The 26,295-nt window shown below is 69.1% G+C and carries 28 protein-coding genes; 18 read left to right on the forward strand and 10 right to left on the reverse strand.

Going from position 1 to position 26,295, the window contains the following annotated elements; all coding sequences use genetic code 11:
- Positions 1-622 (forward strand): RNA-guided endonuclease InsQ/TnpB family protein (locus MYF83_RS21825; RefSeq protein ID WP_248962440.1); only part of this gene is annotated, 622 nt, incomplete at its 5' end.
- 46 nt (positions 623-668) lie between these two features.
- On the opposite strand, the gene MYF83_RS21830 is transcribed toward MYF83_RS21825, so the two are convergent.
- Positions 669-1,211, reverse strand: a complete 543-nt coding sequence (locus MYF83_RS21830) for a GNAT family N-acetyltransferase (RefSeq protein ID WP_248962441.1) — start codon at positions 1,209-1,211, stop codon at positions 669-671.
- Between the two features lie 173 nt (positions 1,212-1,384).
- Between MYF83_RS21830 and MYF83_RS21835 the strand changes: the two genes are divergently transcribed.
- Together MYF83_RS21835 and MYF83_RS21840 are read left to right on the forward strand one after the other, a co-directional pair.
- Positions 1,385-1,966, forward strand: coding sequence for a TIGR03086 family metal-binding protein (locus MYF83_RS21835; protein ID WP_248962442.1), 582 nt, complete (start codon positions 1,385-1,387; stop codon positions 1,964-1,966).
- A 269-nt stretch (positions 1,967-2,235) separates the two neighbouring features.
- Positions 2,236-2,775 (forward strand): DoxX family protein, encoded by a 540-nt coding sequence (locus MYF83_RS21840; protein ID WP_248962443.1) that lies wholly within the window; start codon positions 2,236-2,238, stop codon positions 2,773-2,775.
- A 188-nt stretch (positions 2,776-2,963) separates the two neighbouring features.
- Here MYF83_RS21840 and MYF83_RS21845 read toward each other — a convergent pair whose 3' ends face one another.
- The gene (locus MYF83_RS21845) at positions 2,964-4,190 is read right to left on the reverse strand and encodes a glycoside hydrolase family 16 protein (RefSeq protein ID WP_248962444.1); all 1,227 of its coding nucleotides are present in this window, start codon (positions 4,188-4,190) and stop codon (positions 2,964-2,966) included.
- Between the two features lie 526 nt (positions 4,191-4,716).
- Entirely contained in the window at positions 4,717-5,307 is a 591-nt protein-coding gene (locus MYF83_RS21850) for a TetR/AcrR family transcriptional regulator (RefSeq protein ID WP_248962445.1), read from the reverse strand.
- 98 nt (positions 5,308-5,405) lie between these two features.
- Between MYF83_RS21850 and MYF83_RS21855 the strand changes: the two genes are divergently transcribed.
- From MYF83_RS21855 to MYF83_RS21865, 3 genes are all read left to right on the forward strand, one after another.
- Positions 5,406-6,017, forward strand: a complete 612-nt coding sequence (locus MYF83_RS21855) for a DUF2867 domain-containing protein (protein WP_248962446.1) — start codon at positions 5,406-5,408, stop codon at positions 6,015-6,017.
- Between the two features lie 2 nt (positions 6,018-6,019).
- On the forward strand, positions 6,020-6,475 hold the full coding sequence (locus tag MYF83_RS21860) for a DUF6463 family protein (RefSeq protein ID WP_248962447.1): 456 nt from the start codon (positions 6,020-6,022) through the stop codon (positions 6,473-6,475).
- Between the two features lie 137 nt (positions 6,476-6,612).
- Complete coding sequence (locus MYF83_RS21865; RefSeq protein ID WP_248962448.1) at positions 6,613-7,065, forward strand: hypothetical protein; 453 nt, start codon at positions 6,613-6,615, stop codon at positions 7,063-7,065.
- Positions 7,066-7,551: 486 nt separating this feature from the next.
- On the opposite strand, the gene MYF83_RS21870 is transcribed toward MYF83_RS21865, so the two are convergent.
- The 7 genes from MYF83_RS21870 to MYF83_RS21900 all read right to left on the reverse strand — a co-directional run bounded on the left by MYF83_RS21870 (position 7,552) and on the right by MYF83_RS21900 (position 13,921).
- Positions 7,552-7,779 carry a hypothetical protein gene (locus tag MYF83_RS21870; protein ID WP_248962449.1) on the reverse strand — a complete coding sequence of 76 codons (228 nt, stop codon included), beginning with the start codon at positions 7,777-7,779 and terminating at the stop codon, positions 7,552-7,554.
- Positions 7,780-8,031: 252 nt separating this feature from the next.
- Positions 8,032-9,219 carry an ABC transporter permease gene (locus MYF83_RS21875; RefSeq protein WP_248962618.1) on the reverse strand — a complete coding sequence of 396 codons (1,188 nt, stop codon included), beginning with the start codon at positions 9,217-9,219 and terminating at the stop codon, positions 8,032-8,034.
- A 62-nt stretch (positions 9,220-9,281) separates the two neighbouring features.
- Entirely contained in the window at positions 9,282-10,043 is a 762-nt protein-coding gene (locus MYF83_RS21880; RefSeq protein ID WP_248962450.1) for an ABC transporter ATP-binding protein, read from the reverse strand.
- The gene (locus tag MYF83_RS21885; RefSeq protein ID WP_248962451.1) at positions 10,040-11,155 is read right to left on the reverse strand and encodes a peptidoglycan-binding protein; all 1,116 of its coding nucleotides are present in this window, start codon (positions 11,153-11,155) and stop codon (positions 10,040-10,042) included. Before MYF83_RS21885 ends, MYF83_RS21880 begins: the two co-directional genes overlap by 4 nt.
- Positions 11,152-11,697 (reverse strand): hypothetical protein, encoded by a 546-nt coding sequence (locus MYF83_RS21890; RefSeq protein WP_248962452.1) that lies wholly within the window; start codon positions 11,695-11,697, stop codon positions 11,152-11,154. Before MYF83_RS21890 ends, MYF83_RS21885 begins: the two co-directional genes overlap by 4 nt.
- 56 nt (positions 11,698-11,753) lie before the next feature.
- Entirely contained in the window at positions 11,754-13,232 is a 1,479-nt protein-coding gene (locus MYF83_RS21895; protein ID WP_248962453.1) for a sensor histidine kinase, read from the reverse strand.
- A complete protein-coding gene (locus tag MYF83_RS21900; RefSeq protein WP_248962454.1) occupies positions 13,229-13,921 on the reverse strand; it encodes a response regulator transcription factor in 693 nt (230 codons plus the stop codon). The genes MYF83_RS21895 and MYF83_RS21900 overlap by 4 nt, the downstream gene beginning before the upstream one ends.
- Before the next feature lie 197 nt (positions 13,922-14,118).
- On the opposite strand from MYF83_RS21900, the gene MYF83_RS21905 reads away from it, so the two are divergent.
- The 12 genes from MYF83_RS21905 (at position 14,119) to MYF83_RS21960 (ending at position 26,263) form a co-directional block, all read left to right on the forward strand.
- Entirely contained in the window at positions 14,119-15,615 is a 1,497-nt protein-coding gene (locus MYF83_RS21905) for a helix-turn-helix domain-containing protein (RefSeq protein ID WP_248962455.1), read from the forward strand.
- Between the two features lie 276 nt (positions 15,616-15,891).
- On the forward strand, positions 15,892-16,854 hold the full coding sequence (locus MYF83_RS21910; RefSeq protein WP_248962456.1) for a carboxyltransferase domain-containing protein: 963 nt from the start codon (positions 15,892-15,894) through the stop codon (positions 16,852-16,854).
- On the forward strand, positions 16,854-17,846 hold the full coding sequence (locus MYF83_RS21915; protein WP_248962457.1) for a 5-oxoprolinase subunit C family protein: 993 nt from the start codon (positions 16,854-16,856) through the stop codon (positions 17,844-17,846). The genes MYF83_RS21910 and MYF83_RS21915 overlap by 1 nt, the downstream gene beginning before the upstream one ends.
- On the forward strand, positions 17,846-18,628 hold the full coding sequence (locus MYF83_RS21920; RefSeq protein WP_248962458.1) for a LamB/YcsF family protein: 783 nt from the start codon (positions 17,846-17,848) through the stop codon (positions 18,626-18,628). Before MYF83_RS21915 ends, MYF83_RS21920 begins: the two co-directional genes overlap by 1 nt.
- Positions 18,625-19,980: an acetyl-CoA carboxylase biotin carboxylase subunit gene (locus MYF83_RS21925; protein WP_248962459.1), complete on the forward strand. Its 1,356-nt coding sequence runs from the start codon at positions 18,625-18,627 to the stop codon at positions 19,978-19,980. The genes MYF83_RS21920 and MYF83_RS21925 overlap by 4 nt, the downstream gene beginning before the upstream one ends.
- A 20-nt stretch (positions 19,981-20,000) precedes the next feature.
- The gene (locus tag MYF83_RS21930) at positions 20,001-20,216 is read left to right on the forward strand and encodes a biotin/lipoyl-binding carrier protein (protein ID WP_248962460.1); all 216 of its coding nucleotides are present in this window, start codon (positions 20,001-20,003) and stop codon (positions 20,214-20,216) included.
- 38 nt (positions 20,217-20,254) lie between these two features.
- Positions 20,255-20,836, forward strand: a complete 582-nt coding sequence (locus MYF83_RS21935; RefSeq protein WP_248962461.1) for a biotin transporter BioY — start codon at positions 20,255-20,257, stop codon at positions 20,834-20,836.
- 606 nt (positions 20,837-21,442) lie between these two features.
- Positions 21,443-22,825 (forward strand): MFS transporter, encoded by a 1,383-nt coding sequence (locus MYF83_RS21940; protein ID WP_248962462.1) that lies wholly within the window; start codon positions 21,443-21,445, stop codon positions 22,823-22,825.
- Between the two features lie 86 nt (positions 22,826-22,911).
- The gene (locus tag MYF83_RS21945; protein WP_248962463.1) at positions 22,912-23,823 is read left to right on the forward strand and encodes a polysaccharide deacetylase family protein; all 912 of its coding nucleotides are present in this window, start codon (positions 22,912-22,914) and stop codon (positions 23,821-23,823) included.
- A 17-nt stretch (positions 23,824-23,840) separates the two neighbouring features.
- On the forward strand, positions 23,841-24,233 hold the full coding sequence (locus tag MYF83_RS21950; protein ID WP_248962464.1) for a hypothetical protein: 393 nt from the start codon (positions 23,841-23,843) through the stop codon (positions 24,231-24,233).
- Positions 24,230-25,207 carry a CobW family GTP-binding protein gene (locus MYF83_RS21955; RefSeq protein WP_248962465.1) on the forward strand — a complete coding sequence of 326 codons (978 nt, stop codon included), beginning with the start codon at positions 24,230-24,232 and terminating at the stop codon, positions 25,205-25,207. Before MYF83_RS21950 ends, MYF83_RS21955 begins: the two co-directional genes overlap by 4 nt.
- 15 nt (positions 25,208-25,222) lie before the next feature.
- Positions 25,223-26,263 (forward strand): asparaginase, encoded by a 1,041-nt coding sequence (locus MYF83_RS21960; RefSeq protein WP_248962466.1) that lies wholly within the window; start codon positions 25,223-25,225, stop codon positions 26,261-26,263.
- The last annotated feature ends 32 nt before the right edge of the window (positions 26,264-26,295 follow it).

The raw sequence follows: 26,295 nt of genomic DNA on the forward strand, positions 1-26,295 counted from the left end.
GCCCTGGCTCAGCGACGGCGAGAAACAACACCTGCGCCGACTGGAGAAGAAGTCGGCCCGCCAGCGGCGCACCCGGCATCGTGGTGAGCCGGCCTGGCATCGGCTGGCCCGCACCTACGACCAGATCGCCCGGCTCCGCGCGACAGCCAAGCGCCGAGCCGTCGACTGGCAGCACCAGACCACCACCGAACTCGCCGGCACCTTCAGCGTGGTCGTGGTGGAAGACCTGAAGGTCACGAACATGGTCCGTTCGGCCACCGGCACGGTCGACAACCCCGGCGTGAACGTCGCGCAAAAGGCCGGGCTGAACCGCTCGATCGCTGGGGAAGCATGGGGCCGGACGGTCACCCTGCTGGAATACAAGACCTCCGACCGGGGCGGCCAGGTCGTGAAGGTCCCCGCGCGGGGGACCTCGCAGACCTGTCACCAGTGCGGCCACCGTGACCCGGCGGCCCGGGACCAGATCAGGTACGCCTGCGCCAACCCCGCGTGCGGTTGGACCGGGCATGCCGACACCAACGCCGCGATCAATATCAACAACGCCGTCGGAATGCCGGTGTCAGGACGTGGAGACCTCGGGACTGCCCGGTCTGCGAAGCGTCAACCCCCGCGCGCCGCTTAACCCCGACGCGACGGGAGAATCTCCGGCCTTCAGGCCGGGGAGGAGTTCAATCGGTCTGAGTGGGCTTTCGTGCTGTCTCGGGGCTCACGTAGTAGTGCAACAGCGCGTGTTCGCCCGCTGCGTTCAGCCAGTCGCCGCGGGCGCTGGTCACGCGTTGCCATCCGGCACGTTCGTACAAACTGATGGCCGCGTGGCCGTCGTCGGACACATCGAGTACGAGAGGCATTCCCAGGTTGGCCGCTTCCTTGCGGACCACGTCGAGGAGATGAGCGGCGTGTCCGTGGCCCCGTCCCTGAGGAGTGACGAAGAGCCGGGTGATCGATCCGACCGGACCGCTCACCGCACCGATGGCCGCGGCGAGGGACGGTTCGAGCGCCGCCGCGTCAAGCCGTGCGAGTCCCACGTGTCCGACGACATCGGCCCCTCTAACCGCCACCCATGCCTGTACGAGGTTGGACGGCGTCAGCCATCGCCCGGGATCGGCGGGCCAGTCCACCGGGTAGCGGTCGGACGCGTGCACGGCGGCGAGGGCATCGACGCAGGCAGGCAGATCCTCCGTGGTTCTCGGGCGGATCGGGAGGTTCGTCACACAGCGATTCTCGCAAAGGATGCCGGCAGGCCGAACAAGATCAAGTGATCGACCCTGTGCGGCGTGCGCACCACTCTCTTGATCGTCCCTGGACCTGAGTCCCTCCGCGGTCGAGGTCTTGTCGTACGTCTCCTATACCGTCGCTTGCGAGGCCGACGAGAAGAGAAACGTCCATGACCGAGATCGCCGCCCGCTACCGCGTCCGTGCCGACATCTTCGCGGCCAAGGTCGCCGCCGTCGGGCCCGGCCAGTGGTCCAATCCGTCCCCGTGCGACGAGTGGACCGCGAGAGACGTCGTCGGCCACATCGTGGACATGCACGCCGCGATGCTCAGCCCTCTCGGCAAGTCGCTCAGTCCCGCGCCCACCGTCGAGGAGGACCCGCTCGACGCTTTCGTCTCGGCGCGTGCCGACGTCGAAGCCGTGCTCGCCGACCCGGCCACCGCCGCGAGCGAGGTGGCCACCCCGGCGGGGCGGCTCACCGTTGAGCAGCACATCGACCAGGTCGTCAGCGCCGACCTGGTCCTCCACGGCTGGGACCTCGCCCGTGCCACCGGCCAGGACGACGCGATCGCCCCGCACGAGATCGAGGCGATGTGGCCCGGCGTCCAGCGGCTCCCCGAGGAGATGCGCATCCCTGGCGCCTTCGGTCCCGGCATCGTCGTCTTCGGTCCCGAGGTCAAGGTCTCCGAGGACGCCCCACTCCAGCACCGTGTCCTCGGCCTCCTCGGCCGCGACCCCGACTGGTCCGCATGAGATAGCGGCATTCAGTGTGCGACCGCTAGGTCGGCGGGAACCAGGCCGCGTCGTACGCCCAGCACCGCGGCAAGCGCGCCGGCGACGCTGCGCTCTGCCACCTTGCTGATGAAATCTGCGTACTCCACATGGAGCCCACTCCCCAGAGTGACCAGCCGGCACGGAACCCGTTACCTCTGCCTGGGAGCCGCGCTGTTGTCGCGGGATCTCTAGTTGGATAGCATAACTATCCATAGATTCGATAGTCATGCTATCCAATGGAGGAAATCATGTTCGACGTGATCGTCCTGCTTGCGGTCGCCTTACTGGGCTTCCGGCTGCTGGGCTCGCTTGGCGTCCGCCGGTTCGCGATCTGGCCGGTGAGCGCCGCACACGCGTTGGCGGTCATGCTCGTCGCCACCGGCAGCGCGCATTTCGTCCCCGCGAGCGTCGAGTTCATGCCCAGCCACGCTGACCTGGTGGCGATGGTGCCGCCATTCGTGCCGTTCCCTGGTCTCATGGTGTACCTGACCGGCGCGCTGGAGTTGCTCGGCGCCGCCGGGCTTGTCCTGGCGGCGACTCGATGGACGGCCGGAACCAGCCTCGCGGCGCTTTTCGTACTGCTGCTGCCGGCCAACATCTACGCCGCGCTCGCCGAGATGCCCTTCAACGGCGCCCCGCCCACCCCTTTGTGGCTGAGAGTCCCGGAACAAATGCTGTACATCGCCGTCGCTCTCTGGGCGGCCAGATCCGCCGACACCACCATGGTCCGACGGGTCCTGGTCTCGCTGCGGTCCCGTATCGGCAGTACGGCCACGGCGGCACGCTGACAAGGACGGTGTCATCGGCAACCGCAGGCGGCGAAGCTCAGCCGGTGGCCTTCTGGAACTCGGCCGGTAGCTGTGCAAGAGCGGTGGCAGAGCCGCGGCCGTCGCCCAGAGCGACCGGGTTCGTCTCGACTGCCAATGTGGCGAAAGGCCGGCAGCACGTGCTGCCGGCCTTTCAACGGTTGTGGGGATCAGGCGCGGGTCCACTTCTGGTTGGATGCGCCAGTGCAGTCCCAGAGTTGGAGTTGTGCACCGTTGGCGGTGTTGTGACCGACGATGTCCACACACCGGTTGGCGGTCGTGTTGACCAGGTCGCCGGCAGAACTGAGCGTGAAGCGCTGGGCGCCGGTGCCGTTGCACGTGTAGAGCTGGATTGGCGTGCCGTTGGCGGTGCCGGCCGCCGCGGCGTCCATGCACTTGCCCATCGCGCGGACCGTGCCGTCGCTGTTGATGGACCATTGCTGGGCGGCGGTGCCGTTGCAGTCGTACATCTGCAGCCGGGCGGCGTCGGCCGGGTTGGCGGCGGGGATGTCGATGCAGCGACCGCTCAAGTTGGACCTCAGCACGTTGCCGGTCCCGGATCCGTCGTCCGTCCAGGCCGAGACGCGGACGTAGTCGATCAGCATCGTCTGCGGGAAAGAGGTGCTGGAGTCCGGGTTGCCCGGCCAGTAACCGCCGACCGCCACGTTCAGGATCATGAAGAACGGGTGATCGAACACCCACTGGTTGCCGCGGATGTCGGCCGGTGTGACGCGGAAGAACTCCGAGCCGTCCAAGTACCAGATGATGAGGTTGGGAGACCAGTCGACCCGGTAGTTGTGGAAGCCGTCGCCGAGCGGCGCGCCGATCGTGCGATTGCCGCCGACGCCGCTGCCGCCGGAGTAGCCGGGGCCGTGCACGGTGCCGTAGACGGTGTTCGGCGTGCTGCCGACGTTCTCCATGATGTCGATCTCGCCGGTGTTCGGCCAGTCGCCGCCGCCGAGCATCCAGAACGCCGGCCAGATGCCCTGACCCTTGGGGATCTTGATGCTGGCCTCGAAGCGGCCGTACGCCTGGCTGAACTTGTCCGCGGTCAGGATGCGGCCGGAGGTGTACTGGCAGGTGCCGTAGTGGCATTGGAGGTTGGACGGGTTCTCCTGGCGGGCGGTGATGGCCAGGTGGCCCTGCCCGTCGTGATACACGTTGCGGGTCGAGTTGGTGTAGTACTCCAGCTCGTTGTTGCCCCAGCCGCTGCCACCGATGTCGAATTTCCATTTGGAACCGTCGACGGACGTTCCTGCGGCGCCGTTGAACTCGTCAGACCAGGTGACGGGGCCGATGGCGGCTTCGGCCCGATCATTGCTCGTGACGGCGACCAGGCCACTGGTCAGGGTGATGATCACGGCCGCGGCCGTGAGGAGAAGCCGGGGTTTGCGCATGGAGACCTCCGGTCTGTGGTCCTTGCCAGGCACGGGCTTCCGGCCACGCCGTCACGGTGTGCGAAGGAGCACGCGGACGCGTCCCGTGCTGCCGGAAAGTACCTTTACTGCTGAAATTAAGAGGATGTAACACCCGCGTCATATCGGTTGTCAATAGGAAGGTTTACTTATCATTCTTCCGAGTCATCCCCTCGGAACAGGCACGCTATCGACCCAGCGCCTCGCGCCTGCGCCAACACCATCCGCATCACATCGGACGCCGCTCTACGTCACTGCCACGATTGCCTGCGAGACAGCGCCGCCATCTGCGCGAGGGGCGACAGCTTGATCATCCCTCGACGACTCCGGCGAGCTTCAGGATCGGGAGTACGGGGTCGAGGCATCCGTCTGAGTGCCTTCCTGGTGCGGGAGAGCACCATGGGGCAGCAGATCGCCCGCGCGAAGGCCAAGATCAAGAACGACGAACCGATGGCACTGCGAGGATTTCAGCGCACTGCGAGGAAGCCGTAGCCCGCGCGGCGGTCGGTCATGTCCCGGTTGCCGACACGATCCCCGCCACCAATGCGCGTAACGCGGCCAACGACTGCCCGACGTCGACCCGGTCGGGCGCCACCAGCCACTGCTGGTGGATGCCGATCCCCGCCCCGACGATCGCGACCGCCAGCGCCTCGGTGGACAAGCCAGCTGGCGGCGCGAATCGGTCCAGCCAGCGCTTGCAGTGGCCGCGCAGGGTGTCGTGGATCGCGACGTAGCGGTCGTGGATGGGCGAGTCCGGCTCCAGCGCCTCAAGCAGCAGTGTGACGAACAGTTTGGTCGTGGGCTGCGCGAACAGTGCGTCGAGCCCCTTCATCATGCCGTCCAGCCCCGTCTCCGCGCCCTGGTCGGGCGCGTCATCGAGGCTCGCGTGGACCAGGTCCACCGACCGTTCGAGCACCGCCAGCAGCAGGCCCTCCTTGCTGCCGAAGTGCCACGGAATGGACCCCCGGCTGATCCCGGACCGCTCGGCCACATCGGCGAACGTCGTCTGCCGGTAGCCCTTGGTCGCGAACAGCTCCGCCGCCGCGGTGAGGATCAGCTCACGGCTCTCTCCGCTGGTCTGCTCCCGTCGCGTTGTCACGCCACCCCCCTCTGTGCTAACCATAATAGTCTATGCTGGCCAACACAGGAGATCATGCGGAGCCGGCAACGCAACGAGAGCCCCAGGAGGGCCTACCCGTGAGACTTCCGAACACCGCGCACACCAGCATTCCGTGGCGCATCCACGAACTCACCTCTGACTTCAGAGTCGAGGACGTGTGGGCGTTCCGCACCCCCGGGGCTGGGCCTGACGACTTCCCAACGATGCTGGCAGCGATGCGGACGGCCGGCGGGTTCGCGAGACAGACCTGGCCAGTGCGGTTCTTGTTCGCCGTTCGGTGGAAGCTCGGCGCACTCCTCGGCTGGGACAACCCGACAGCGGGTGTCGGTGCGCGGGTTGCCTCGCTCCGTGACCGCCTGCCCCGCGACCTCTGCGATGCTCCCTGGGGCGAGGACAACGACAAGATGCCCCTGAAAGCGATCTACGAGCTTGCCATGGAGTCCGCTCGGGAGCTGGCGAACAAGACCGTGCACACGGTGATGCACCTCGGCTGGGTGCAGGGAGCCAGCGGTGACTACGAGCTGCGGATGGCCGTCCTCGTCAAGCCCAACGGATGGTTCGGGCGGCTCTACATGGCCGCCATCGCGCCCTTCCGATACTTGATCGTTTACCCAGCCCTGGCCCGGCAGTGGGAACGAGCCTGGCGCGACCGAAACGATCTTGCAGCGCAGCATCGTGGACGGGGCTGACGATGAACGCTAGCAAGCGACTGCTGCGCTGGGCGAGCGGCATCATGCTCGTGCTGGGGACAGGTCACCTGTTGTTGGTGATCCTTTTCGCCTGGGAAGACATCACCGGCTGGGTGGATCGGGGGGTGTGGGCAGCCGTCCCGCTCGCGTTGACCGACAGCGGCGCCGATCAGACGGTGGAGTCCCTTCGGAATGAGGTCACCTTCTGGGCGGGCCCGGGAAGCTTCGCCGTGCCCCTGATACTCCTGGGTTGCCTGACATGGCACCTCGCTGGACGCGGGGTGGCCATGCCCGCCGGAATCGGCTGGGGCCTCGCGGCGTGGTGTTTCGTCGGCGGAGTCCTGCTTGTGCCGTCCCCGTACTTCGCGGGCATCATCTCTGGCGCACTCATCATCCTGGCGACAAGGAAAGAAGACCGGTCGCGGGCAGCCCGTGACCGAGAGAACAACCCGGCGTGATTCGCGCCCGCCCGCGAGGCCCGAAAGGATCCACTCCCGTTAGAGCCTGGCATCGCGATCGCTCTGTGTCTCATCCAAGACAACCCGCAGGCTTCTGCAGGTGAGCTGGATGGCTTCACAATGCCTATGTGTCCAAGGTGACGGTGTTGTACAGGTGGGTGCTTGTCGTGATGCTGCTGGCCACGATGGTTAAAGGCTTCAAGCTGATATATGGAGTGGGCTACAACGTTCGCGAGCCGCTTGACTGGGTGTTCATCGTCACCGCTGCCCTTGCCGTGGTCATGGCCTTGGCCGCCGGTGTGCGCGGTCTGGTCAAAGTGGCCAGACGCGAGTACTACGAGCCCAGGCTGGGGGAGGCTGCTGACGGGCCGCGTAGGCGTACGCTGGCGTCCTCGGCAACCATGATCTTGGTTGCCCTGGTCGGGCTTTCCTCGATTTCGGGAACTCTAGCGTCGACGGACGGGCGCGACCGCTATGAAACCGGACTGCTCGACTGGGGCGTACTGATCATTCCTGCTGTCGGAATGGTGATGCTCGGGCTGGGCGTGTGGGCTTCGGCAAAGGCAAGTGCGGCGAACGGCCGAGGTTAGGAGAAAGCACTTATCGAACGTCATGACCGCAGCCGGTCGGTCTTTCCACCGTTGTCGTTCCCGACCCCTGGAACATGAACGCACCGAATCCGCGGAGTCCGGTGAGCCGGGGCTGAGAACCAAGCCCCGGGTCGTCGATCGCCCCCGACCACGTCAGTTGCCGACCGGGCTTTCGTGATCTTCGCCGCGCTCGGAATGCGTTCGCTACGCAGAGCGGGGCCGGTCTCGCCGTTCTCAGAGGCGACCACATCAAGACGATCAAGCGTCAGATATTCGGGCGCGCCGAACTGGCGACGCGTCGTGCTCACCGCTGCTGATCACTGAACATCCGGTGCCGGGCGGACTCACCGCGAGGTGTGGGTCAGATCTCAGGATGATATTGGCGCGACGTCGACAGAGGCTCCCACATGGTCCACGCCGGCCTGGCCGGGCTGACCGCCGGCGTGGATGTGCTCGCGCTGTGTGTTTCCCCGCGGTGCAGCGGTCTCAGAGCTTGTACAGCTTGTTGAATGGCGTCGTGATTCGTTCCTGCCGCGAGCCGAAATCGACGAACACGGCGACCTCGTCTTCCACACCGATGACGACGCCCAGGCCATACCGATCGTGGGTCACCTGGTCGTTGACGCTGAACCGCTCGACAGGAGGGGCGGGAGGCGGGGGCTTGAAGGGACTTGTGGACACATGACGACGGGGGTCGCCGCTGGCTGGCTTCATCCCCTCCAGTATGCGCTGCCTGTGCGAACGCTCGCGACCGTAGATCGAAAGCCTGCTGAAATAATCAAGGCCAGGGCGAGGATCCGACTCCTGACCTGGGCCTTGGTTCGTGGAGCGGGTGACGGGAATCGAACCCGCGCTGTCAGCGTGGGAAGTCTCTACGCGGCGTGGGCTCTGACCTGGCGAAACGATGACCTGCAGGGGGCGCTTCGAGTGCGCATGGCTCCCCGTTCGTGGCGGTTCTGGGGGCGTTCACGAGGTCGCCAGGGCCTCCGTCGGGGACATGCGCGCCGCGCGGACGGCGGGGTAGAACCCGGCGATCCCGCCGATGACCAGGGTCGCGAGCACACCCCCCGCCATGGCCCAGACCGGCACGATCGCCGGCCATCCCTGGGAGGCGGCGTAGGCGGCGGTGACGCCGATGCCGAGCATCACCCCGCCGGCCCCGCCGATCGCCGACAGCAGCAGCGCCTCGGAGAGGAACTGCAACCGGATCTGCCCGCGGGTCGCGCCCAGGGACCGGCGCAGGCCGATCTCGGCACGCCGTTCCAGCACCGAGATCACCATGGTGTTGGCCACGCCGACCCCGCCGACCAGCAGCGCGACACCGCCAAGCCCCAGCAGCAGCGCGTTGAGCGTGGCGTCGGTGGCGTCCTTGGCGGCCAGCACGTCGGACGGGCGGGACACCTCGACCTCGTGGGGGCTCTCCGGATTGGCGGTGGCCGCGAGCACGTCGCGCACCTGCAGGACGTGCTCCTCCTTGGCCCTGGTGTACACGGTGGTCGGATAGCCGTCGAAGGCGAGCTTCTCCTCGGCCACCGGCCAGCCGACGAGGGCGGCGGTGTCGAACTCGGGCGTGAGCACGGACGGGGCGAGCACGCCCACGACGGTGAACCACTGGTCGCCCAGCCAGACGCGCTGCTTCGGCTCGGCCCGGGTGACACCGAGCCGGTTGGCCGCCTTGGTCCCGAGCACCACGGCGGGGTAGCGGTGCGTGGCCTCGTTGAGCCAGGCGCCGCTGACGACGGACACTCCGATGTCGTTGATCAGGTCGAGGCGGGCGGCCAGGACCGAGATGCCGCCCGACTCGCCCTCCGGGACGTGGTCGTTGCGGTAGACCTTCGCGTCGACCGAACCAGTGGCGCTCACTGACGTGACCGGGGCGATCTGAGCGATCATCCCCTCCGCCTCCGCGGGAAGGTGGGCGTCCTCGCCGAACAGCGTCCGACCGGGCGAAACCGTGAGCAGGTTGGTGCCGAGGGCCGAGAGCTGCCGGTTGAGGTCCTCCTTGCTGGACGCGGAGATGCCGACCACGCCGAGCATCGCGGCGATGCCGATGGCGATGCCGAGGGCGGACAGGAACACCCGCAGGGGCCGCGCGCGCAGCCCCGCCCCGCCGACCCGGATGACGTCACGCGGCCGGAGCCGGACATGGGTCAGCCGGGTGCCGCGCCGCCTGCTGGAGGTGGCCGCCCGGTCGCCACGTCGATCCTCGGGTGTGGTCAGCACACCGGCCCCCGCGTTCTCGCGGAGTCTCCCACGACCCGGCCGTCCAGCATCTCCACCTGCCGGGGCAGGCTCGCGGCGATGTCCCGGTCGTGGGTGATGACCACGACGGTGGTGCCGGCCGCGTGAAGCTCACGAAGCAGCGCCATCACCCCCGTGCCGGACGCGGAGTCCAGGTTGCCGGTGGGCTCGTCGGCGAGCAGCAGGTCCGGCTCTCCGGCCACCGCCCTGGCGATGGCGACGCGCTGCTGCTCGCCACCGGACAGCTCATGGGGGCGATGGTCGAGCCGGTGCCCGAGGCCGACCCGCCGCAACGCCTCCTCGGCCAGATCGAGGCGCTCCCGCGGGGCGATGCCCGAATAGATCAGCCCGTCCGCCACGTTGTCCAGGACGGGTATCCCGGCGGCCAGGTGGAACTGCTGGAAGACGAAGCCGATCGTGCCGGCGCGAAGGGCCGAGAGCTCCCGGTCGGAGAGCGCGGCCACGTCGTACCCGTCGATCCGCACGGTCCCGCCGGAAGGCCGGTCCAGGGTGCCGATCATGTTCAGCATCGTGGACTTGCCGGAGCCCGACGGGCCGACGATGCCGACGAGCTCCCCACCCCGGATGGTGACCGTGGCCCCGCGCAACGCGGCGACCTCTCCGTAGATCTTGCTGACGTCGACGAGCTGCACGAGCGCCTGGTGGTCTCCCTCATCGTCGCCGGGCCGCCGGCCGTTCGCGTGGCGGGTCGTCACGGGGGAGTCGTCGCGGGTCATGAAGGCACCACCACGGTGGTGCCTTCGTCCACTCCGGTGATCTCGACCTGGCCGTCCGCGAACATCCCGGTGGTGACCGCCGCGTAACGGGTGGCCGGGCCCTCCACGACCTGGACGCCGTATCCGCCCTCGGCCAGGGCGATGAGCGCGCCGACCGGCACGACCAGCACGTCCTTGCGCTGAGCGGAGATGATCGTCACCTCCACCGGCGCGGTGTCGTAGGCCCCGAGCTTCTTGTCGCGGGAAACCGAGACGGCGACCTCGATCGTGGTGGAGGTCCCGTCCTCGACCTGGGTCTCCTTGGCCACCTTGCCGACGCTGGAGACGGTCCCGCGAACGGTGGCGCCGTCCGGCAGCTCGACCGTCGTCCTGAGCCCTTTCTTGATCCGGTGCCGGTCGGCGACGTCCAGGTCGATCGAGACCTCGCGGGTGGTGCCGGTGTACGTCAGGACCGGCCCGTTCGCCGGGTCGCCGAGCGCGGCCTTGATCTCGGTGGCCCGTAGCGCGCCGTCGTGGACCACGACGGCCTCCGGGGCGAGGGCGCCGGTCACCTCCAGATTGAGGGCGTCCTGCCACTCCTCCAGGGCTTCGCGGGTGGCCCAGGTGAACTCGTCGTCCACGGTGAACCCGTCGTAGCCCAGCTTGGCCAGGTTGCGCTCCAGCATCTTCACGTCCCGGCCCCTCATGCCGTTCTGGAGCGTGCGGTAGAGCGGCATCGTGCCATAGAGCAGCGGGATGCGGTGGGCGTCGACGCTGTAGACGGCCCGGCCCCGGGTGATCGTGGAGCCGGCCGAGGGCAGCCAGGTGATCGTCCCCTGGCTCCGGCCGGTCACCGTGGCCACCGTGCCGTGGCCGAGGGTGCCGTCCACGGTCTTGGTGTCGATCAGCGTGGTGCGGGTGACCTTGGCGGTCGCCGGAGGAGTCCGCTGGACGACGGGCGTGCCGGTGCGGCCGCCGACGCCGACCGCGACCGCGGCCGCGGCCGCCGCGACCGCGAGCAGCGCGGCGCCGCCCGCGATCGCGACCACCCTGCCCGGCCCGCGACGGCGCCGCCGTGGCGCTCGCGACTCCTCCACCGGCGTCACTGCCTGCTCGCTACGCAGGTCGGTCATCTGATCTCCACCGGCATGGAGTCACCCCTGCAGGCCTCCATGGCCTTCACCAGCTTGGGGTCGTCGGGCTCCATCCTGTGCTCGCTGCCGGGACCACCGATGACCAGCCTGATGGGCCCGCCGTCGCTCAAATCAGGGTCGGGCATGTCGATGCCGTGGGCGCGCATGCACTTGGCGAAGGCGCGCGCCCTCTCCTGCTCCTCGGGAGTGGGCGCGAAGTCCTTCTTCTTCTCAGCGCCGGGATCGAGGCTACGGCAGGCCTGCATCGCCTTGTCGATCTTGGCGTGGTCGAGATCCTCCTTCTTCCCGCCGATGCTCAACCTGTAGCCACCTTTGCCGTTGGGCTGGGGGTCGGACATGTCGACGCCGTTGTCTCGCATGCACTTGGCGTACCTCCTGCCCTGCTCCTCGACGTCCACTGACGCGGTCGGGCTCGCGCTCGCTGCCACGGCGCTCTGGGTTCGCTTCACCGAGGCGACCCCGTCCGAGGGGGAAGAGGACTGCCCGCATCCGGCGGCGAGCGCTAACAGCGCCGCCGCCATGAAGGTTCTTCTCATGAGGGCCATGCTGCTGAGCTCGGATGGAAACGGGCCCGGAGCTACCTCGGAGCGGGCTCGGAATCCCGCAACGGAAGCAGCACCCGGAACGCCGCGCCCGTTCCGGCCGCCGGGAAGAACTCCACCCGGCCGCTGTGCGCCCTGACGATCGCGGCGACGATCGCGAGCCCGAGTCCCGCGCCGCCGTCGGCGCGGGAGCGGCTCCGGCTCACCCGGTAGAGCCGCTCGAAGATACGCGCGGCGTGCCGGCGGGGAATGCCGGGACCGGTGTCGCTGACCTCGAGCACCCCCATGACCCGTGAGCCGGGGAACTCGGCGCCGACCGCCGCCGCGGGTGAGGGCATGGCCGATCCCGCGCCGACCCGGACCGTGATCTTCGCGTCGGCCGGGGTGTGGAGCAGCGCGTTGGTCACGAGATTGGCCGCGACCTGGCGCAGTCGCGCCTCGTCGCCCAGCACGATGACGGGGCTCAGCGAGGCGTCCAGCCCGGCCAGCCGTACCTGCCGGTCGGGCATGCGGGCCAGGGCGTCGTGGACGGTGTCGGCGGCGATCTCCAGCAGGTCCACGGGACGGGTGTCGAGGGGACGCTCCTCGTCCAGGTGGGCCAGCACGAGCAGGTCGTTGACCAGCAGGCCCATCCGGGTGGCCTGGTCCTCGATCCTGCGCATGGCCTCGTCCATGGGCGGGCCGGGTGGGGTCCCGCCCCTGCGGTAGAGCTCGGCGAAGCCCCGTACGGAGGTCAGCGGGGTGCGCAGCTCATGGGAGGCGTCGGCCAGGAAGCGGCGCATCCGCTCCTCCGAGTCGCTCCGCGCGGCGATCTCCGCCTCCAGCCGGTTCAACATCACGTTCATCGCCGCCGCGAGGCGGCCCGGCTCCGTATGCGGGTCCGGGCCGGGAAGGCGGCGGCTGAAGTCGCCGCCCGCGATCAGCGCGGCCGTCTCCTCCATCCTGGTCAGCGGCTTCATCCCGAGCCGCACGACCGCCGTGCCGACCAGGCCGAGCAGCAGCAGGACCAGCGCCATGACACCGAGATCGATCGTCAACAGCAGGTTCCTGATCTCCACGACGCCGGCCAGCGGCGCCGACACCACCACCGTGCCGCCGTCCATGGTGTCGGCCGCCATCACCCGCCAGGACGAGCCGTCCCTGCCCGGCACGGTGATCGCCGTCCCGCGCGGGAGATCCGCGATCGGCCCGAGGTCGGGTCCGGTGGCGGGATCGGCGGCAGGTTGCTTCTGGGTGAGCCGTCCGTCGGGGGTGAACAGGTAGACCCGGCTCTCCCGGCCTTCGACCGTCACAGACCACTTGCGCTGCTCGCCGGCCGGTGGGGCGAGGGAGCTCTCATTGATCGCCTGCGCTATTTTCGGGGCTCCGATGAGCTGCTCGTCGACGCGTTCGGTGAGATAGCGGTCGAACAGCACGAGGCCCGCGGTGTTGGCCAGGGCCAGCGCGACCGCCGTCAGCGCCGTCGCCGCCACCACCAGCCGGGTGCGCAGGGTCCACCGGTCCGGTGCCCTCACGACTCGCCGGGCCGCGGCAGCCTGAGCGTGTAACCGACCCCTCGTACGGTCCGGATCAGCGGAGGATCCCATTTGTCGATCTTCTTTCTGAGGTAGTACACGTAGGACTCGACGATGCTGGAGTCGCCGTCGAAGTCGTACCGCCAGACGCTGTCGAGGATCTGGGCCTTGCTCACCACCCGGCCGGCGTTGGTGAGCAGGTAGGCCAGCAGGTTGAACTCGGTCGGCGACAGGTCGACCAGGACGCCCCCGCGCCGTACCTCGTGGGAGCCGGGGTCCAGCTCCACGTCGGCGTACCTCAGCAGGCAGTCCTTGGGCGACCCCGACGCCAGGCTGCGGCGCAGGATGGCCCGGATCCGCAGCACGACCTCCTCCAGGCTGAACGGCTTGGCCACATAGTCGTCGGCGCCGAGGCTCAGCCCTTGGACCCGGTCCTCGACCGTGTCGCGCGCGGTCAGGAACAGCACCGGGACGTCGCCCAGCCGCCGTGCCACCTCGAAACCGTCGATGTCGGGCAGCATCACATCGAGCACCACGATGTCCGGCTCGAACTCTCTGGCCGCGGTCAGCGCCTTCATCCCGCTCTCGGCCGTCCGCACCTCGAAGGAAACCAGGCGGAGCGTCTGTGACAGGAGGGCGAGGATGTTCGGCTCGTCGTCGACGACGAGCACCTTGGGGGGCCGATCCATAGCTCCAAGGTGTACCTGAGAATCCTCAACGCCGGCTCAAAGAAAGGCGTCAGCGGAAACCAGTCCGCGGGCGGGTGATCCGCCGGTCATCGCCCGGTCCGGTGGTAAGGGTCACGCGCGCGGACCTTCGGGCGCGTGACCCCGGGACGGAGCCGGGCCATCCGCCCGAAGACCTGGGCTAGCCTGACAGGGTGCCGGTGACCCTCTTGAGCCTGGTCGGCCGGCGCGATCTCGGCCTGACCATACGGACCGGACGTGCCGACCTCGCCGTCAGCTGGGCGCACATCAGTGATCTCGTGGATCCGACGCCGTACTTGGAGCCGGGCACCCTGCTGCTGACGACGGGGCTGAGCCTCGGGCGTACCAGCCGCCGGTGGCCCGAGTACACCGAGCGGTTGGTGCGCGCGGGTGTACGGGCGCTCGGGTTCGGGGTGGGACTGCGGCACGCGAGCATCCCGGAGCCGTTGATCGCCGCGGCAGCGCGGCACGGGCTGAGCGTGGTCGAGGTGTCGGAGCCGACGTGTTTCAGCTCGGTGGTGCGCGCGGTCACCGACGAGCTCGCCGCGACGGAACGCGCCCAGCAGACCGCGGCCATGGACAGCTACCGGGGGCTGGTGCGGGCGGCCCTGACGCCCCCGGCGCACCGATCGGTCGTCACCCGGCTGGCGGCGCAGCTCGACACGTGGGTCCTGCTGCTCTCCCGTGAGGGCCATCTGCTGGCGGGAGCGCCGGAGCACGCCAGGCGCAACGCCGAACGCGTACGTCTGGAGGTCTCGCGCAGGCGGTCGTGGCACGCCGCAACGTTCGGCATCGGCGATACGCGGGTGACGCTGCTTCCGGTGAGCCAGTCCACGCGGCCGACCGGCGTGCTCGCCGTCGGCCGGCGCGCCCCGCTGTCCCCGTACGAACGCGGTGTGGTCGATATCGCCGTCGACCTGCTCTCGCTGGGTGTGGCGCAGGCCGCGGAGTTGCTGGACAGCGAACGCCGCGAACGGGCGACCGTGCTCTCGATGGTCCTCGCGGGCCGGTGCGAAGCGGCCAGGCAAGCGGCCGAGTCGCTGGGCATCCCGCTGCCGGAGGGGCCGGTGCGGCTCGCGGTGCTCACCGCCGAGGCCGGGACGCGCAGCGACCTGCTGGAGATGCTGGAGAACGAGCGCAGCCTGCAGATCGTGTCGGCTCTGGTGGCGGGCGACTCCCGGGGAAGGGTCGTGGTGGTGTTGCCCGTGGTCGAGGGCGACGTGGGTGTGCTGCGGGCGATGCTCAGCTCGCTGGGGGGCACTCGCGGCGTCATCGGGGAAGCCGTCGACATGACCGGTCTGGCACGGGTGTGGCCGCGGATCGCCGCGCTCGCCGACACCGTGCCGACCTCGGCGGCTCAGCGGCTGCTGACCACCGGGGACGTGGCGGACATCGGTCTGCTGTCGTACATGGGCACCGCCGAGGCGGAGGGCTGGGCGTTCGCCCTGCTCACGCCGCTGGAAGGCGACGAGGCACGGCGCATCGACCTGCTGGCCACTGTTCGGACATATCTGGCGCACAACGGCAACACCGAGGCTGCGTCCGCGGTGCTGGGCATCCACCGCCGGACCTTGGTCTACCGGCTGGGGCGCGCTGAGACGCTCCTGGGGAGGAAGTTCTCCGACCCGGGGCTGCGCGCCGAATTGTGGATGGCGTTCACCGTTCGTGATCGCTGAACCGTCGGCTTTGTCGGAAAAGCGGAAACGTAACGTACGGTTGCGCGAATCGCGCATGGTCCCGCGGGTTCATGCGGCGCACCCTGGGTCTCCAACCGGTGTTCCCCTACACCTTCAGGAGACGTTCATGCCAACGGCTTCCCAGCGTCCCGCGTTGGAGGTCTCCTTCGACCGTGACCCAGGCCCCGGGCGGTGCGGAGTTCCGCTCCGCCCGCGCCGCGGACTCCACGGGCCAGGGGCGTGCCACCGCGCACGCCGACCGATGAGGAACGAACCATGACCGCCATCATCAACAGCCGGCCCGCCCAGGGCGACCGGCCGGCCATCACCTACCGGGCTGCCGGGGACCGGCACGTGCTCGTCGAATACGGCGAGATGGCCCTGGACCTTGAGCTGAACTTCTTTGTCACTGCGATATCCGCCCAGCTGGCCGAGCACCGCGTACCTGGGCTGGTGGAGGCGGCATCCGGCTTCCGCTCGCTGCTGCTGCACCACGAGCCCTCGCTCATCGACCGCGAAACCCTCATCGAGGCGATGGAGGAGGTGCACGAAGCTCAGCAATCGGTGCGCTCTCTCATCATCCCGAGCCGGCTGATCACCCTGCCGATCGCGTTCGACGACTCCGAGAGCCGCGAGGCCGTGCACCGCTACGCCACCACGATCCGGCAGGAGGCGCCGAACGTCCGGGACAACTCCAACATCGACTACATCGTCGAGTACAACGGCCTGCCCGACCGCGAGGCACTGTACGCCACGGTGACCGGCACCACCTGGTGGAACGCCTACACCGGCTTTTTCCCCGGTCTGCCGTTCATGTTCCCGCTCGACCCGCGCAACGCCATCACCGTGCCGAAGTACAACCCGACCCGCACCTGGACCGCCGAGGGCGCGGTCGGCATCGGCGGCCCCTGCGTGGCGATCTACCCCGTGGAGGCGCCCGGCGGCTATCAGTTGTTCGGGCGCACCGTGCCGATCTACGACATCCTCGCCCGGCACGACATCTTTCGCGGCGACCCGCTCCTGATCCGTCCCGGCGACCGGGTGCGTTTCATGCAGGTGAGCGAGGACCAACTCCTCGGGGTGCGCCGGGACGTCCTGGAGAACCGCTACGAGTACATGATCGAGGACGATCCCTTCTCTGTCGCCGACTACCTGGCCCGTATCGCCGAGGTTCACGCCGAGGCCGAAACGCTGCGCACCGCCCGCGAGGCCGCCGCGGCTCTGATGGAGGTGCCGTGATGACCGGTACGCACGCAGTCTTCGACGTCGTCTCGCCCGGCCTGCAGACGCTGGTGCAGGACTACCCCGGCCGCCGCGGGCTGCAGTCCAAGGGGTTCTTCCCGGCGGGCCCGATGGACCACCTGTCCTTCCGCATCGCCAACTCCCTCGTCGGCAACGATCCCGGCGCCGCCGCGCTGGAGATCCCCATGGGCCGGCTCACGTTGCGAGTGCTCGCCGAGACCTCGATCGCGGTCACCGGCGCGGAAGGTTCCGGCATCACGCTCAACCGCGCGCCCGTGCCGCTGTGGGAGACCGTTCCCGTGGTGCCCGGCGACGAGATCGCCTGCTCGATCATCAAGGGTCCCGGGTTCCGGGTGTACCTCGCGGTGGCGGGCGGCATCGACGTCCCTGTCGTGCTGGGGTCACGCGCCACCTACACCATGGGCGGCATCGGTGGCGTGGAAGGCCGGGCCCTCACCAAGGGCGACGTGCTGCACGGGTATCCGGGGCCCTCGCCCACCCGGCTCCGGGTGCCGACCTCGTTGCGGCCCGGGCTGGCGAACGACTGGGAGGTCGAGGTGATGCGCGGCCCGCACGCCGACCCCGACTTCCTCACCGAACAGGACTGGAAGGATCTGCTGGCCAGTAACTGGAAGGTGGACCTCAACTCCAACCGGGTCGGCACCCGGCTGAACGCCCGTCGCTTCCAGTGGGCCAGGCCCTCCGGCGGTGTGGCCGGCGGGCACCCGTCCAACGTGCTCGACGGCAGCTATCCGATCGGCGGGATCAACACCAACGGTGATGTTCCGGTCATCCTCGGCCCGGACGGGCCGACCGCCGGCGGGTTCACCGTGATCGGCACCGTGGTCCAGGCAGGGCTGTGGAAGATCGGCCAGCTCCGCCCCGGCCGCGACACCATCCGGTTCCGGGAGGTGCCGCTCGAGGAGGCGCTGGCGCTGTCCGCACGCATCGACTACACGACCGACCCCCGTCACTACGAGGAGCTTTGATGCCCAGGATCGACGTCAACTGCGATATGGGGGAGAGCTTCGGCCGCTGGACCCTGGGTGACGACCTCGGCATGATGCCCTACCTCACGTCGGTGAACATCGCCACCGGCTACCATGCCGGTGACCCGCCCACCATGCGCCGCACGGTGGCCGCCGCGGTCGAGAGGGGCCTGGCGATCGGCGCGCACGTCGCCCTGCCCGACCTGATGGGCTTCGGCCGGCGACGTATGATCATCCCGCCCGCCGAGCTGGAGGACTACTGCCTCTACCAGCTCGGCGCGCTCAACGCCTTCGTACGCGCCGCCGGTGGCCGCCTGGCCCATGTCAAGCCACACGGCGCGTTGTACGCCATGGCCTCGGAGGATCCCGCCCTGGCGGCCGCGGTCGCCCGCGCCGTGGCCAAGACCGACGCCTCGCTGCCGCTGATGCTGCTGAACCTCGCGACCGCGGACGCGGTGGCGGCCGAAGGCGTCCGGCTGGTCCCTGAGGCGTTCCCCGACCTGCACTACGACCGCTCCGGGCGCCTCATCATCGAACCGATCAAGCTGGCCTGGGATCCCGGGCTGGTCGCCCGGCGAGCGGTCCGCATGGTGCTGGAGAAGAGGGTCGCCGCCGACGACGGTACCGAGCTCGACATCGAGGCCGTCTCGCTCTGCCTGCACGGTGACGCGCCCAACGGCGTGGAGACCGCGGCGGCGGTGCACCGGGCCCTCACCGACCACGGGATCGACATGGTCCCGCTGGCCGAGATCCTCGCCGCGCCGGACGGGGCGCGGCCATGATGGAGAGCCTGCTCGTCGCCAACCGCGGCGAGATCGCCCGCCGGATCATCCGCACCGCGAGGCGGCTCGGCATCCGCGCCATCGCCGTGCACAGCGACGCCGACGCGGGAATGCCCTTCGTCAACGAGGCCGACGAGGCGGTGGAACTCGGCCCGGCGGCTCCGGCCGAGTCCTACCGCAACGCGGACAGGATCCTCGATGCCGCGCGGCGCACCGGAGCGCGCGCCATCCACCCGGGCTACGGTTTCCTGTCCGAGAACGCGAGCTTCGCCCGCCAGGTGGAGCAGGCGGGCCTGATCTGGGTCGGACCGTCCCCAGCGGTCATCGAGCTGATGGGCGACAAGATCAACGCACGCAACGCGGTCGCCGCCACCGGCATGCCCGTCGCACCGGGCACCCCCGAGCCCGTGGCCGGGGAAGCCGCCGCGATCGACGCGGCGGCGGCGATCGGCTACCCCCTGATGGTGAAGGCCTCGGCAGGCGGGGGCGGCATGGGCATGGCCGTCGTCCATGACGAGGACGGCCTGCGCAAGCAGTACGCGGCCGTCTCCGGCTTCGCCGAGCGGATGTTCGGCGACCGCGGGGTTCTGCTGGAGCGCTACTACCCCGACGCCAGACACGTCGAGGTGCAGATCCTCGGCTTGGCCGACGGCACCGTCGTCGCCCTGGGCGAACGCAACTGCTCCGTGCAGCGCCGCAACCAGAAACTCGTCGAGGAGACCCCTTCCCCCGGCCTGGACCCGGAACTGCGCGAGCACATGCTCGTCGCCGCCGTCCAGGCCGGGAAGGCCGTCGGCTACCGCAACGCGGGCACCGTCGAGTGCCTCGTCTACGGGGAGCCGGGGTCCCAGAGCTTCGTCTTCCTGGAGATGAACACCCGGCTGCAAGTCGAGCATCCCGTCACCGAGGAGGTCTGGGGAGTCGACCTGGTGGAGCAGCAACTGCGCGTCGCGGCCGGCGAGCCGCCGTCGGTGGACCTCGCCGCGCTGCGGCCACACGGCCACGCCGTGGAGTTCCGGGTGAACGCCGAGGACCCGATCCGCTTCCTGCCCGGCCCCGGCACGATCACCACCTGGACCGAACCGGCCGGCGACGGCGTCCGCGTCGACGCGGGATACGCCGAGGGCACCAGGGTCACCCCGTCGTACGACTCACTCATGGCGAAGCTGATCGTGCACGCCGACACCCGGGAGGCGGCCTTGGCCCGGGCCCGCACCGCCCTCGCGTCGTTCGCCATCGCCGGGCCCAAGCACAACCTGCCGTTCTTCGCCGAACTTCTCGGCGAGCCCTCCTTCATCGACGGCACGTACAGCACCGCGCTCGTCACGCGGATGCGTGCCGCACGCCCCTGAACCTGAAACGGAGCCGACACATGGCCCAGCAGATCACCGCCGACATCGCGGCCAACGTCTGGAAGGTCCTGGTGTCCGAAGGCAGCGCCGTGGCCGCCGGAGACACCCTGGTGATCCTCGAGTCCATGAAGATGGAACTCCCCATCGAGGCCGAATCCGCGGGCACCGTGACGAAACTCGCCGTCAGCGAGGGCGACGTCCTCGACGAAGGCGACCTGATCGTCGAGATCGCCTGAGCATCTTCCGAGAACCGACCACAGTACGGAGTACAGCCTTGACCGCCACCACGCAGTCGATGCGCCCCATGGTGCTCGCCGACCTCATTCCGGGCGCGGTCGTCCGTGACGTCCTCCTCGTCGCGGGCGGCGCCGGTCTCACCGGTCTCACCGCCCAGATCTCGATGCACACCCCGTTCAGCCCCGTGCCCTTCACCCTGCAGACGCTCGCCGTGCTCCTGGTCGGCGCCACGCTCGGCACGGTCCGCGGGGCCCTGTCCATGCTGCTCTATCTCGTCGCCGGAGCGGCCGGCGTCCCCTGGTACGCCGGGCACGGCCACGGGGTGGGTGGTCCCGCCTTCGGTTACGTGGTGGGATTCGTGTTCGCCGCGGCGCTCGCCGGGGAGCTCGCCCGGCGCGGCCATGACCGCGGTGTCGCAGGCACCATCGGTCTGATGGCCGTCGGCAACGTGGTGATCTACCTCTTCGGAGCGAGCTGGCTCGCGGTCGATCTCCAGCTCGGCGCCGGGCAGGCCGTCGTCGCGGGTGTCACCCCGTTCCTCGTCGGCGATGCATTCAAGATCGCAATCGCCGCCGGGCTGTTGCCGGTCGCCTGGCGGTGCGTCCGCGGCCCGCGCTGACCCGGCACCGGGGTCGAAGAGCCGGCCGGCGACCCGTACCAAGCGGGAACGCTTTCTCCGCATCGGCCGGCCGATGCGCGAGCATGTCACCAGGTTGATCGGAGGGGCCGGTCACCATCGGGTCATCGTGGCCACGCCGCGTGGTCACCAGCCGGTCGGCATGCTTCGCGAAGCCGCCACCTGTAGCGACTCTTCGTGGGGTGGGCGGCAGGTGGCGAGGCATTGGACGCCCATTCCTCCGAGCGAGACGCCCGTGGTCAGGTAGGCGCTTGCCGGGGCCGGCCGTCGGGGCCATGGCGGATTCCAGGCCGAACCTTATGACCGGCCAAACGCTTGTCTGGTCAAACTCTGACCGGCCAAATTTTCTCGCTGACAGACCCTTGACCAGCCAAACCCTTGACCGGCCACAGACCCATGGCTATAAATGGCCTTACATATTTAGGTGCCGGGCACGAGTCCAACTGGGCATGCACGGCTGGACAGACACATCGGTCCCCCCGACGAACAGCCGCGTATCGGTCTGTTCTCCCCGCAGAACGCTAGACAGTCCGCACCCACCCCCCGCCGTCAGACGGGTTGGGGACTCTATGAAATGGAACAAAGTCAATGGACCCATCGGTCTCAAGTAATGCCGGGCTGCTCGCCGACGAATCGCATCGCGTCACCAGCAGGGACGTGAAGATCGCAACCTGGGTGTGTTTCTTCGCTTGGACCTTCGCCGTCTACGACTTCGTGTTGTTCGGCAACCTCCTTCCCGAACTGGCGAAAGACCACGGCTGGTCATCGGCCCAGTCGACCGGGATCAACACCTGGGTGACGGTCGGCACCGCGCTCGTCGCCTTCGGTGTCGGGCCCTTCGTGGACCGCGTCGGCCGTCGGAAGGGCATCATCCTCGCCGTCATCGGGGCGGCCGTGGCCTCGCTGCTGACCGCGATCGCGGGCTGGGTCGTCGGCCTGATCGGCGGTGTCGGCATCGTGATCCTGATCTTGGTGCGCGCCCTGGCCGGTCTCGGCTACGCCGAGCAGGCGATCAACGCGACCTACCTGAACGAGCTGTTCGCCGAGGTGTACACCGACCCGGCCAAGGCCCGTCGCCGCGGTTTCATCTACTCCATGGTGCAGTCGGGCTGGCCGATCGGCTCCGTGGTCGCGGCCGTGTCGATCTACGTGCTGTTCCCGATCGGCGGCTGGGCGCTGTGCTTCATCGTCGCCGTGTTCCCGGCCATCTTCATGCTGTGGGCGGCTCGCTACCTCAAGGAGAGCCCGCAGTTCGTGGTGCGTCACCGCGCGGAGAAGCTGCTGGCCGAAGGACACACCGAGGAGGCCAAGGCGCTCGCGGCTTCGGCCGGCGTGGACCTGACCGACCGGTCGACCCCGCTGGCGTCCGCGTTCAAGGGCGAGTCGCTGCGCTCCACCGTCGTGATCGGCCTGGCCACCCTGTTCAACTGGCTCGGTGTCCTCGCTTTCGCGATCCTCGGCACCTCGCTGCTGACCGCCGCGGACGGCAAGCACATCACGTTCGACAACGCGCTGGCCATCCTGATCATCTCCAACGTGACGGCCTTCGCCGGCTACCTCTTCCACGGCTGGTTCGGCGACCGGATCGGCCGCCGTAACGCCATCGTGATCGGGTGGATCATGTCCGCAATCTCCTTCAGCGGCATGCTGCTCGCCCCCAACGGAAGCTTCGGCCTGATCATCGCGCTCTACAGCGCCGGCCTGTTCTTCCTGATCGGCCCCTACGCGGCGCTGCTGTTCTTCAACGGCGAGAGCTTCCCCGTCCACACCCGTGCGACCGGCGGCTCGATCATCAACGCCGCAGGACAGGTCGGCGCGGTCCTGGGCGGCCTGCTGATCACCGCGGCGCTGGCCGCCGGCCAGAGTTGGACCACGACGGCCTTCCTCTTCGGCTGCCTGCCGATCCTGGCCTCGGGTCTGATCCTCCTCGGTGCACGCAACGTCGACCCGCGCAAGGTGCGGCTCGACTGACCCTGAGCCTTTTCCGGACATTCCAGTGAAACAGCCCGGCGCCGTCGGTGACCCGCGGCGCCGGCCATCTAGGAGAAGAGATCAAGATGCCCAAGGACATCAAATGCGTATTCGGCGTCGACATCGACGCCGTCGGAGGATGGCTCGGCTCGTACGGCGGTGAGGACTCGCCGTCGGACATCCAGCGAGGATTGTTCTCCGGTGAGGTCGGGACGCCGCGTCTGCTGAACCTGTTCAAGAAGTACGAGCTGCCGGCGACCTGGTTCATCCCCGGTCACTCGATCGAGACCTTCCCGGACTCGGTCAAGAAGATCGTCGACGCGGGCCACGAAATCGGCGCCCACGGCTACTCGCACGAGAACCCGATCGCGATGACGCCCAAGCAGGAGGAGGACGTCCTCGCCCGCTGCGTGGAGCTGATCGAGAAGGTCAGCGGCAAGGCGCCCCGCGGCTACGTGCCGCCGTGGTGGGAGATGTCGGAGATCACCACGTCGCTGCTGCAGAAGTACGGCTTCACCTACGACCACGGCCAGGGCCTGCACGACTTCATGCCGTTCTACGCCCGAATCGGTGACTCGTGGACCAAGATCGATTACACCCAGGAGGCCAGCACCTGGATGAAGCCGCTGGTCCGCGGTGAGGTCATCGACCTGGTCGAGATCGGCGCCAACTGGTACATGGACGACCTGCCGCCGATGATGTTCATCAAGAAGGCTCCGAACAGCGCCGGCTGGGTCAACCCCCGCGACGTCGAGTCGTGGTGGAAGGACCAGTTCGACTGGGTGTATCGCGAGCAGGACTACGGCGTGTACGCCTTCACCATCCACCCGGACGTCGCCGGGCGGCCGCAGGTGCTGCTCATGCTCGAGCGCCTGATCGAGTACATCAACGGCCACGAGGGCATCAGCTGGGTCACCATGGAGGACGCGGCGGACGACTTCCGCAGCCGCTACGCCTACCCCGGTCCCAAGGGCAGCCCGTTCATGCCGGGCACCTGACCTGATGGGCGAGGCCGGTGGCCACGGCCACCGGCCCCGCCCCTGGCCAGGCCGAAAGACACGAATGGGGAGCCGTCTTCATGTGCGTGCTGTGTTATGAACTGGTCCCCGAGGACCACTGGTCGGACGGGGTCTCAGACGGTGGGGCGGACGCGGTGCTGGGCCGCTCGCGATACCGGCGGACGCGCATCCTGTCGGCGGTCCTGGCCCCTTACGGCCTGACGGTGTCCGACCCGGGCACCGGCCCGCACTGTGTGGTGGCGGACCGCAAGGGAGCCGCGGAGGTCGCCGCCGGCCTGCCCGCGGTGTGGCAGGCGGCCGAGCGGCTGAGCTCCCGGCGCGTGGACGTGCTCGACCCTGTGCTGCTCGAGGCTCTGGCACGCGGCGGTCCGGCAGGTGCGGGCGCGTGACCCTCCTGAGACCGCCCGCCCACCCGGCGCAGAGCCGGCGCGGAGTGACGTTGCTCAGCGGCTTCCTCGGGTCGGGCAAGACGACGTTGCTGCGGCGCGAGCTGGCCCGCACCGGCGCGGACGCGCCCGCGGTGATTCTGAACGACTTCGGTCACACGATGGTCGACGACGTCCTCCTCACCACCGACGGGGAGCGCCCGGTCGTCCTGTCGGGCGGCTGCGCGTGCTGCACTCGCAGGGATGACCTGGCCCTGGCCCTGGCCGGCCTGCTGGACTCCGAGCAGCGCGGAGGCGCGCCGCGCCGGGACCACGTCATCATCGAGACCAGCGGGCTGGCCGACCCGGGGCCCATCGCCTTCACCGTCGCCCACGACCCGGTCCTGAAGCACCACTACGCCCTCGCCCGGGTCTGCGTCACCGTCGACGCCCTGACCGGGCTGGGCAGCATCGAGCACCACGAGGTCGCCCTTCGCCAGCTCCTGGCCGCCGACGAGCTCCTCGTCACCAAAGCCGACCTGGCCGAGCCCGATGACGTGGACGAGCTGGTCCGGCGGCTGCACCAGATGAACCCGTCCGCAGGCGTGAGCGTGACGGCCAACGGTGAACTGTTGCGCGCCGAGGAGGCGGTATCGGCGCGGCGCGGGCCGGCCGCCCCACCCGTGGTCGACGCCACCCACACCAGCGGAGTTTCCACCCTGGAGCTGGTGGTCGACGAGCCCCTCGACTGGCAGGCCTTCTCCGTGTGGCTGAGCCTGCTGCTGCACGCCCGCGGCACCGACGTACTGCGGGTCAAGGGCGTGCTCGACGTCCGTGGCGTCGGGCCCGTGGCCGTCAACGGTGTCCAGCACGTCATCCACCGGCCCGAGCACCTGGGCGTGCCGGTCCCTCCCGGCACGCGGCTGGTCTTCATCGTCCGCGACATCGACACCGAGCTGCTCGAGCGCTCGTTCCACACTTTTCTCGCCATCGATTGAAAGTGAAATGACACTGTGACGGTTCAGTCAGGGCTGCCCCAGGTGACGGTCTTCTCCCTCGGCGGGACCATCGCCTCGACGAACAACTCCGGCGACGCGGCCGGGGTCACGCCCCGGCTCGGCGCCCGGGAGCTCGTGGACGCGGTGCCCCAGCTGCGGGAGGTCGCCGAGCTGGAGACGGTCGCCTTCCGGCAGACGGCGTCCGGCGACCTCACCCTGCCAGACCTCGTCGCCCTGGCCGCGGAGATCACCAAACGCCTCGACGCCGGCGTGGCGGGTGTCGTCGTCACCCAGGGCACCGACACCATCGAGGAGACCTCTTTCGCTCTTGATCTGCTGGTGCGCGGCCCACGACCCGTCGTCGTGACCGGAGCCATGCGCAACCCCACGCTCGCCGGCCCCGACGGCCCGGCCAACCTGCTCGCCGCAGTGCAGGTGGCGGCGTCCCCGCAGGCCGCGGGGCTCGGCACGCTGGTCGTGTTCAACGACGAGATCCACGCCGCCCGCTTCGTGCGCAAGACCCACACCTCCAGCCCTGCGACGTTCCGCTCGCTGACGGCCGGTCCGCTCGGCTGGATGGTGGAGGGTCGCCCTCGCATCGCCTTCCGCGCCCCTGAGCTGCGGGGTACGCCGACCGGCGTCGGCGAGGAGGTTCCCGCGGTGGCGCTGCTGAAGTCCACCCTCGGTGACGACTCCCGCCTGGTCGAGCAGGTGGAGGCCCTGGGGTACGCCGGCCTGGTGGTCGAGGCCTTCGGTGGCGGCCACGTGCCCGCCCACGTGGTCCCCGCGCTCGAGCGGCTGGCAGGGCGGCTGCCCGTCGTCCTGGCCTCGCGCACCGGCGGTGGCGAACTGTTGCGGGAGACCTACGGCTTCCCCGGCTCCGAGCGGGATCTGCTCTCCCGCGGGCTCATCCCGGCGGGCTTCCTCGACGGCCTGAAGGCCCGCATACTGCTGAGCCTGCTGCTGGCGGCCGGAGCCGGCCTGGCCGGCGTGCGGGAGGCCTTCGAGCAGGTCAACGTGTCCGCTTCCGCGGCCACCGTCGAAGCAGGCGGCTGACCCTCCGAATATTCGGCACTCACACCCATCAC

This window comes from Sphaerisporangium perillae (assembly GCF_023276435.1).
GTDB classification, from domain to species: Bacteria; Actinomycetota; Actinomycetes; order Streptosporangiales; family Streptosporangiaceae; genus Sphaerisporangium; species Sphaerisporangium perillae.

Coding starts and splice junctions, on each gene's coding strand:
- MYF83_RS21835 (WP_248962442.1), top strand. CDS start 1,385: ATGACCGAGATCGCCGCCCGCTACCGCGTCCGTGCCGACATCTTCGCG.
- MYF83_RS21840 (WP_248962443.1), top strand. CDS start 2,236: ATGTTCGACGTGATCGTCCTGCTTGCGGTCGCCTTACTGGGCTTCCGG.
- MYF83_RS21845 (WP_248962444.1), bottom strand. CDS start 4,190: ATGCGCAAACCCCGGCTTCTCCTCACGGCCGCGGCCGTGATCATCACC.
- MYF83_RS21860 (WP_248962447.1), top strand. CDS start 6,020: ATGAACGCTAGCAAGCGACTGCTGCGCTGGGCGAGCGGCATCATGCTC.
- MYF83_RS21870 (WP_248962449.1), bottom strand. CDS start 7,779: ATGAAGCCAGCCAGCGGCGACCCCCGTCGTCATGTGTCCACAAGTCCC.
- MYF83_RS21880 (WP_248962450.1), bottom strand. CDS start 10,043: ATGACCCGCGACGACTCCCCCGTGACGACCCGCCACGCGAACGGCCGG.
- MYF83_RS21885 (WP_248962451.1), bottom strand. CDS start 11,155: ATGACCGACCTGCGTAGCGAGCAGGCAGTGACGCCGGTGGAGGAGTCG.
- MYF83_RS21890 (WP_248962452.1), bottom strand. CDS start 11,697: ATGGCGGCGGCGCTGTTAGCGCTCGCCGCCGGATGCGGGCAGTCCTCT.
- MYF83_RS21900 (WP_248962454.1), bottom strand. CDS start 13,921: ATGGATCGGCCCCCCAAGGTGCTCGTCGTCGACGACGAGCCGAACATC.
- MYF83_RS21910 (WP_248962456.1), top strand. CDS start 15,892: ATGACCGCCATCATCAACAGCCGGCCCGCCCAGGGCGACCGGCCGGCC.
- MYF83_RS21915 (WP_248962457.1), top strand. CDS start 16,854: ATGACCGGTACGCACGCAGTCTTCGACGTCGTCTCGCCCGGCCTGCAG.
- MYF83_RS21920 (WP_248962458.1), top strand. CDS start 17,846: ATGCCCAGGATCGACGTCAACTGCGATATGGGGGAGAGCTTCGGCCGC.
- MYF83_RS21925 (WP_248962459.1), top strand. CDS start 18,625: ATGATGGAGAGCCTGCTCGTCGCCAACCGCGGCGAGATCGCCCGCCGG.
- MYF83_RS21930 (WP_248962460.1), top strand. CDS start 20,001: ATGGCCCAGCAGATCACCGCCGACATCGCGGCCAACGTCTGGAAGGTC.
- MYF83_RS21940 (WP_248962462.1), top strand. CDS start 21,443: ATGGACCCATCGGTCTCAAGTAATGCCGGGCTGCTCGCCGACGAATCG.
- MYF83_RS21945 (WP_248962463.1), top strand. CDS start 22,912: ATGCCCAAGGACATCAAATGCGTATTCGGCGTCGACATCGACGCCGTC.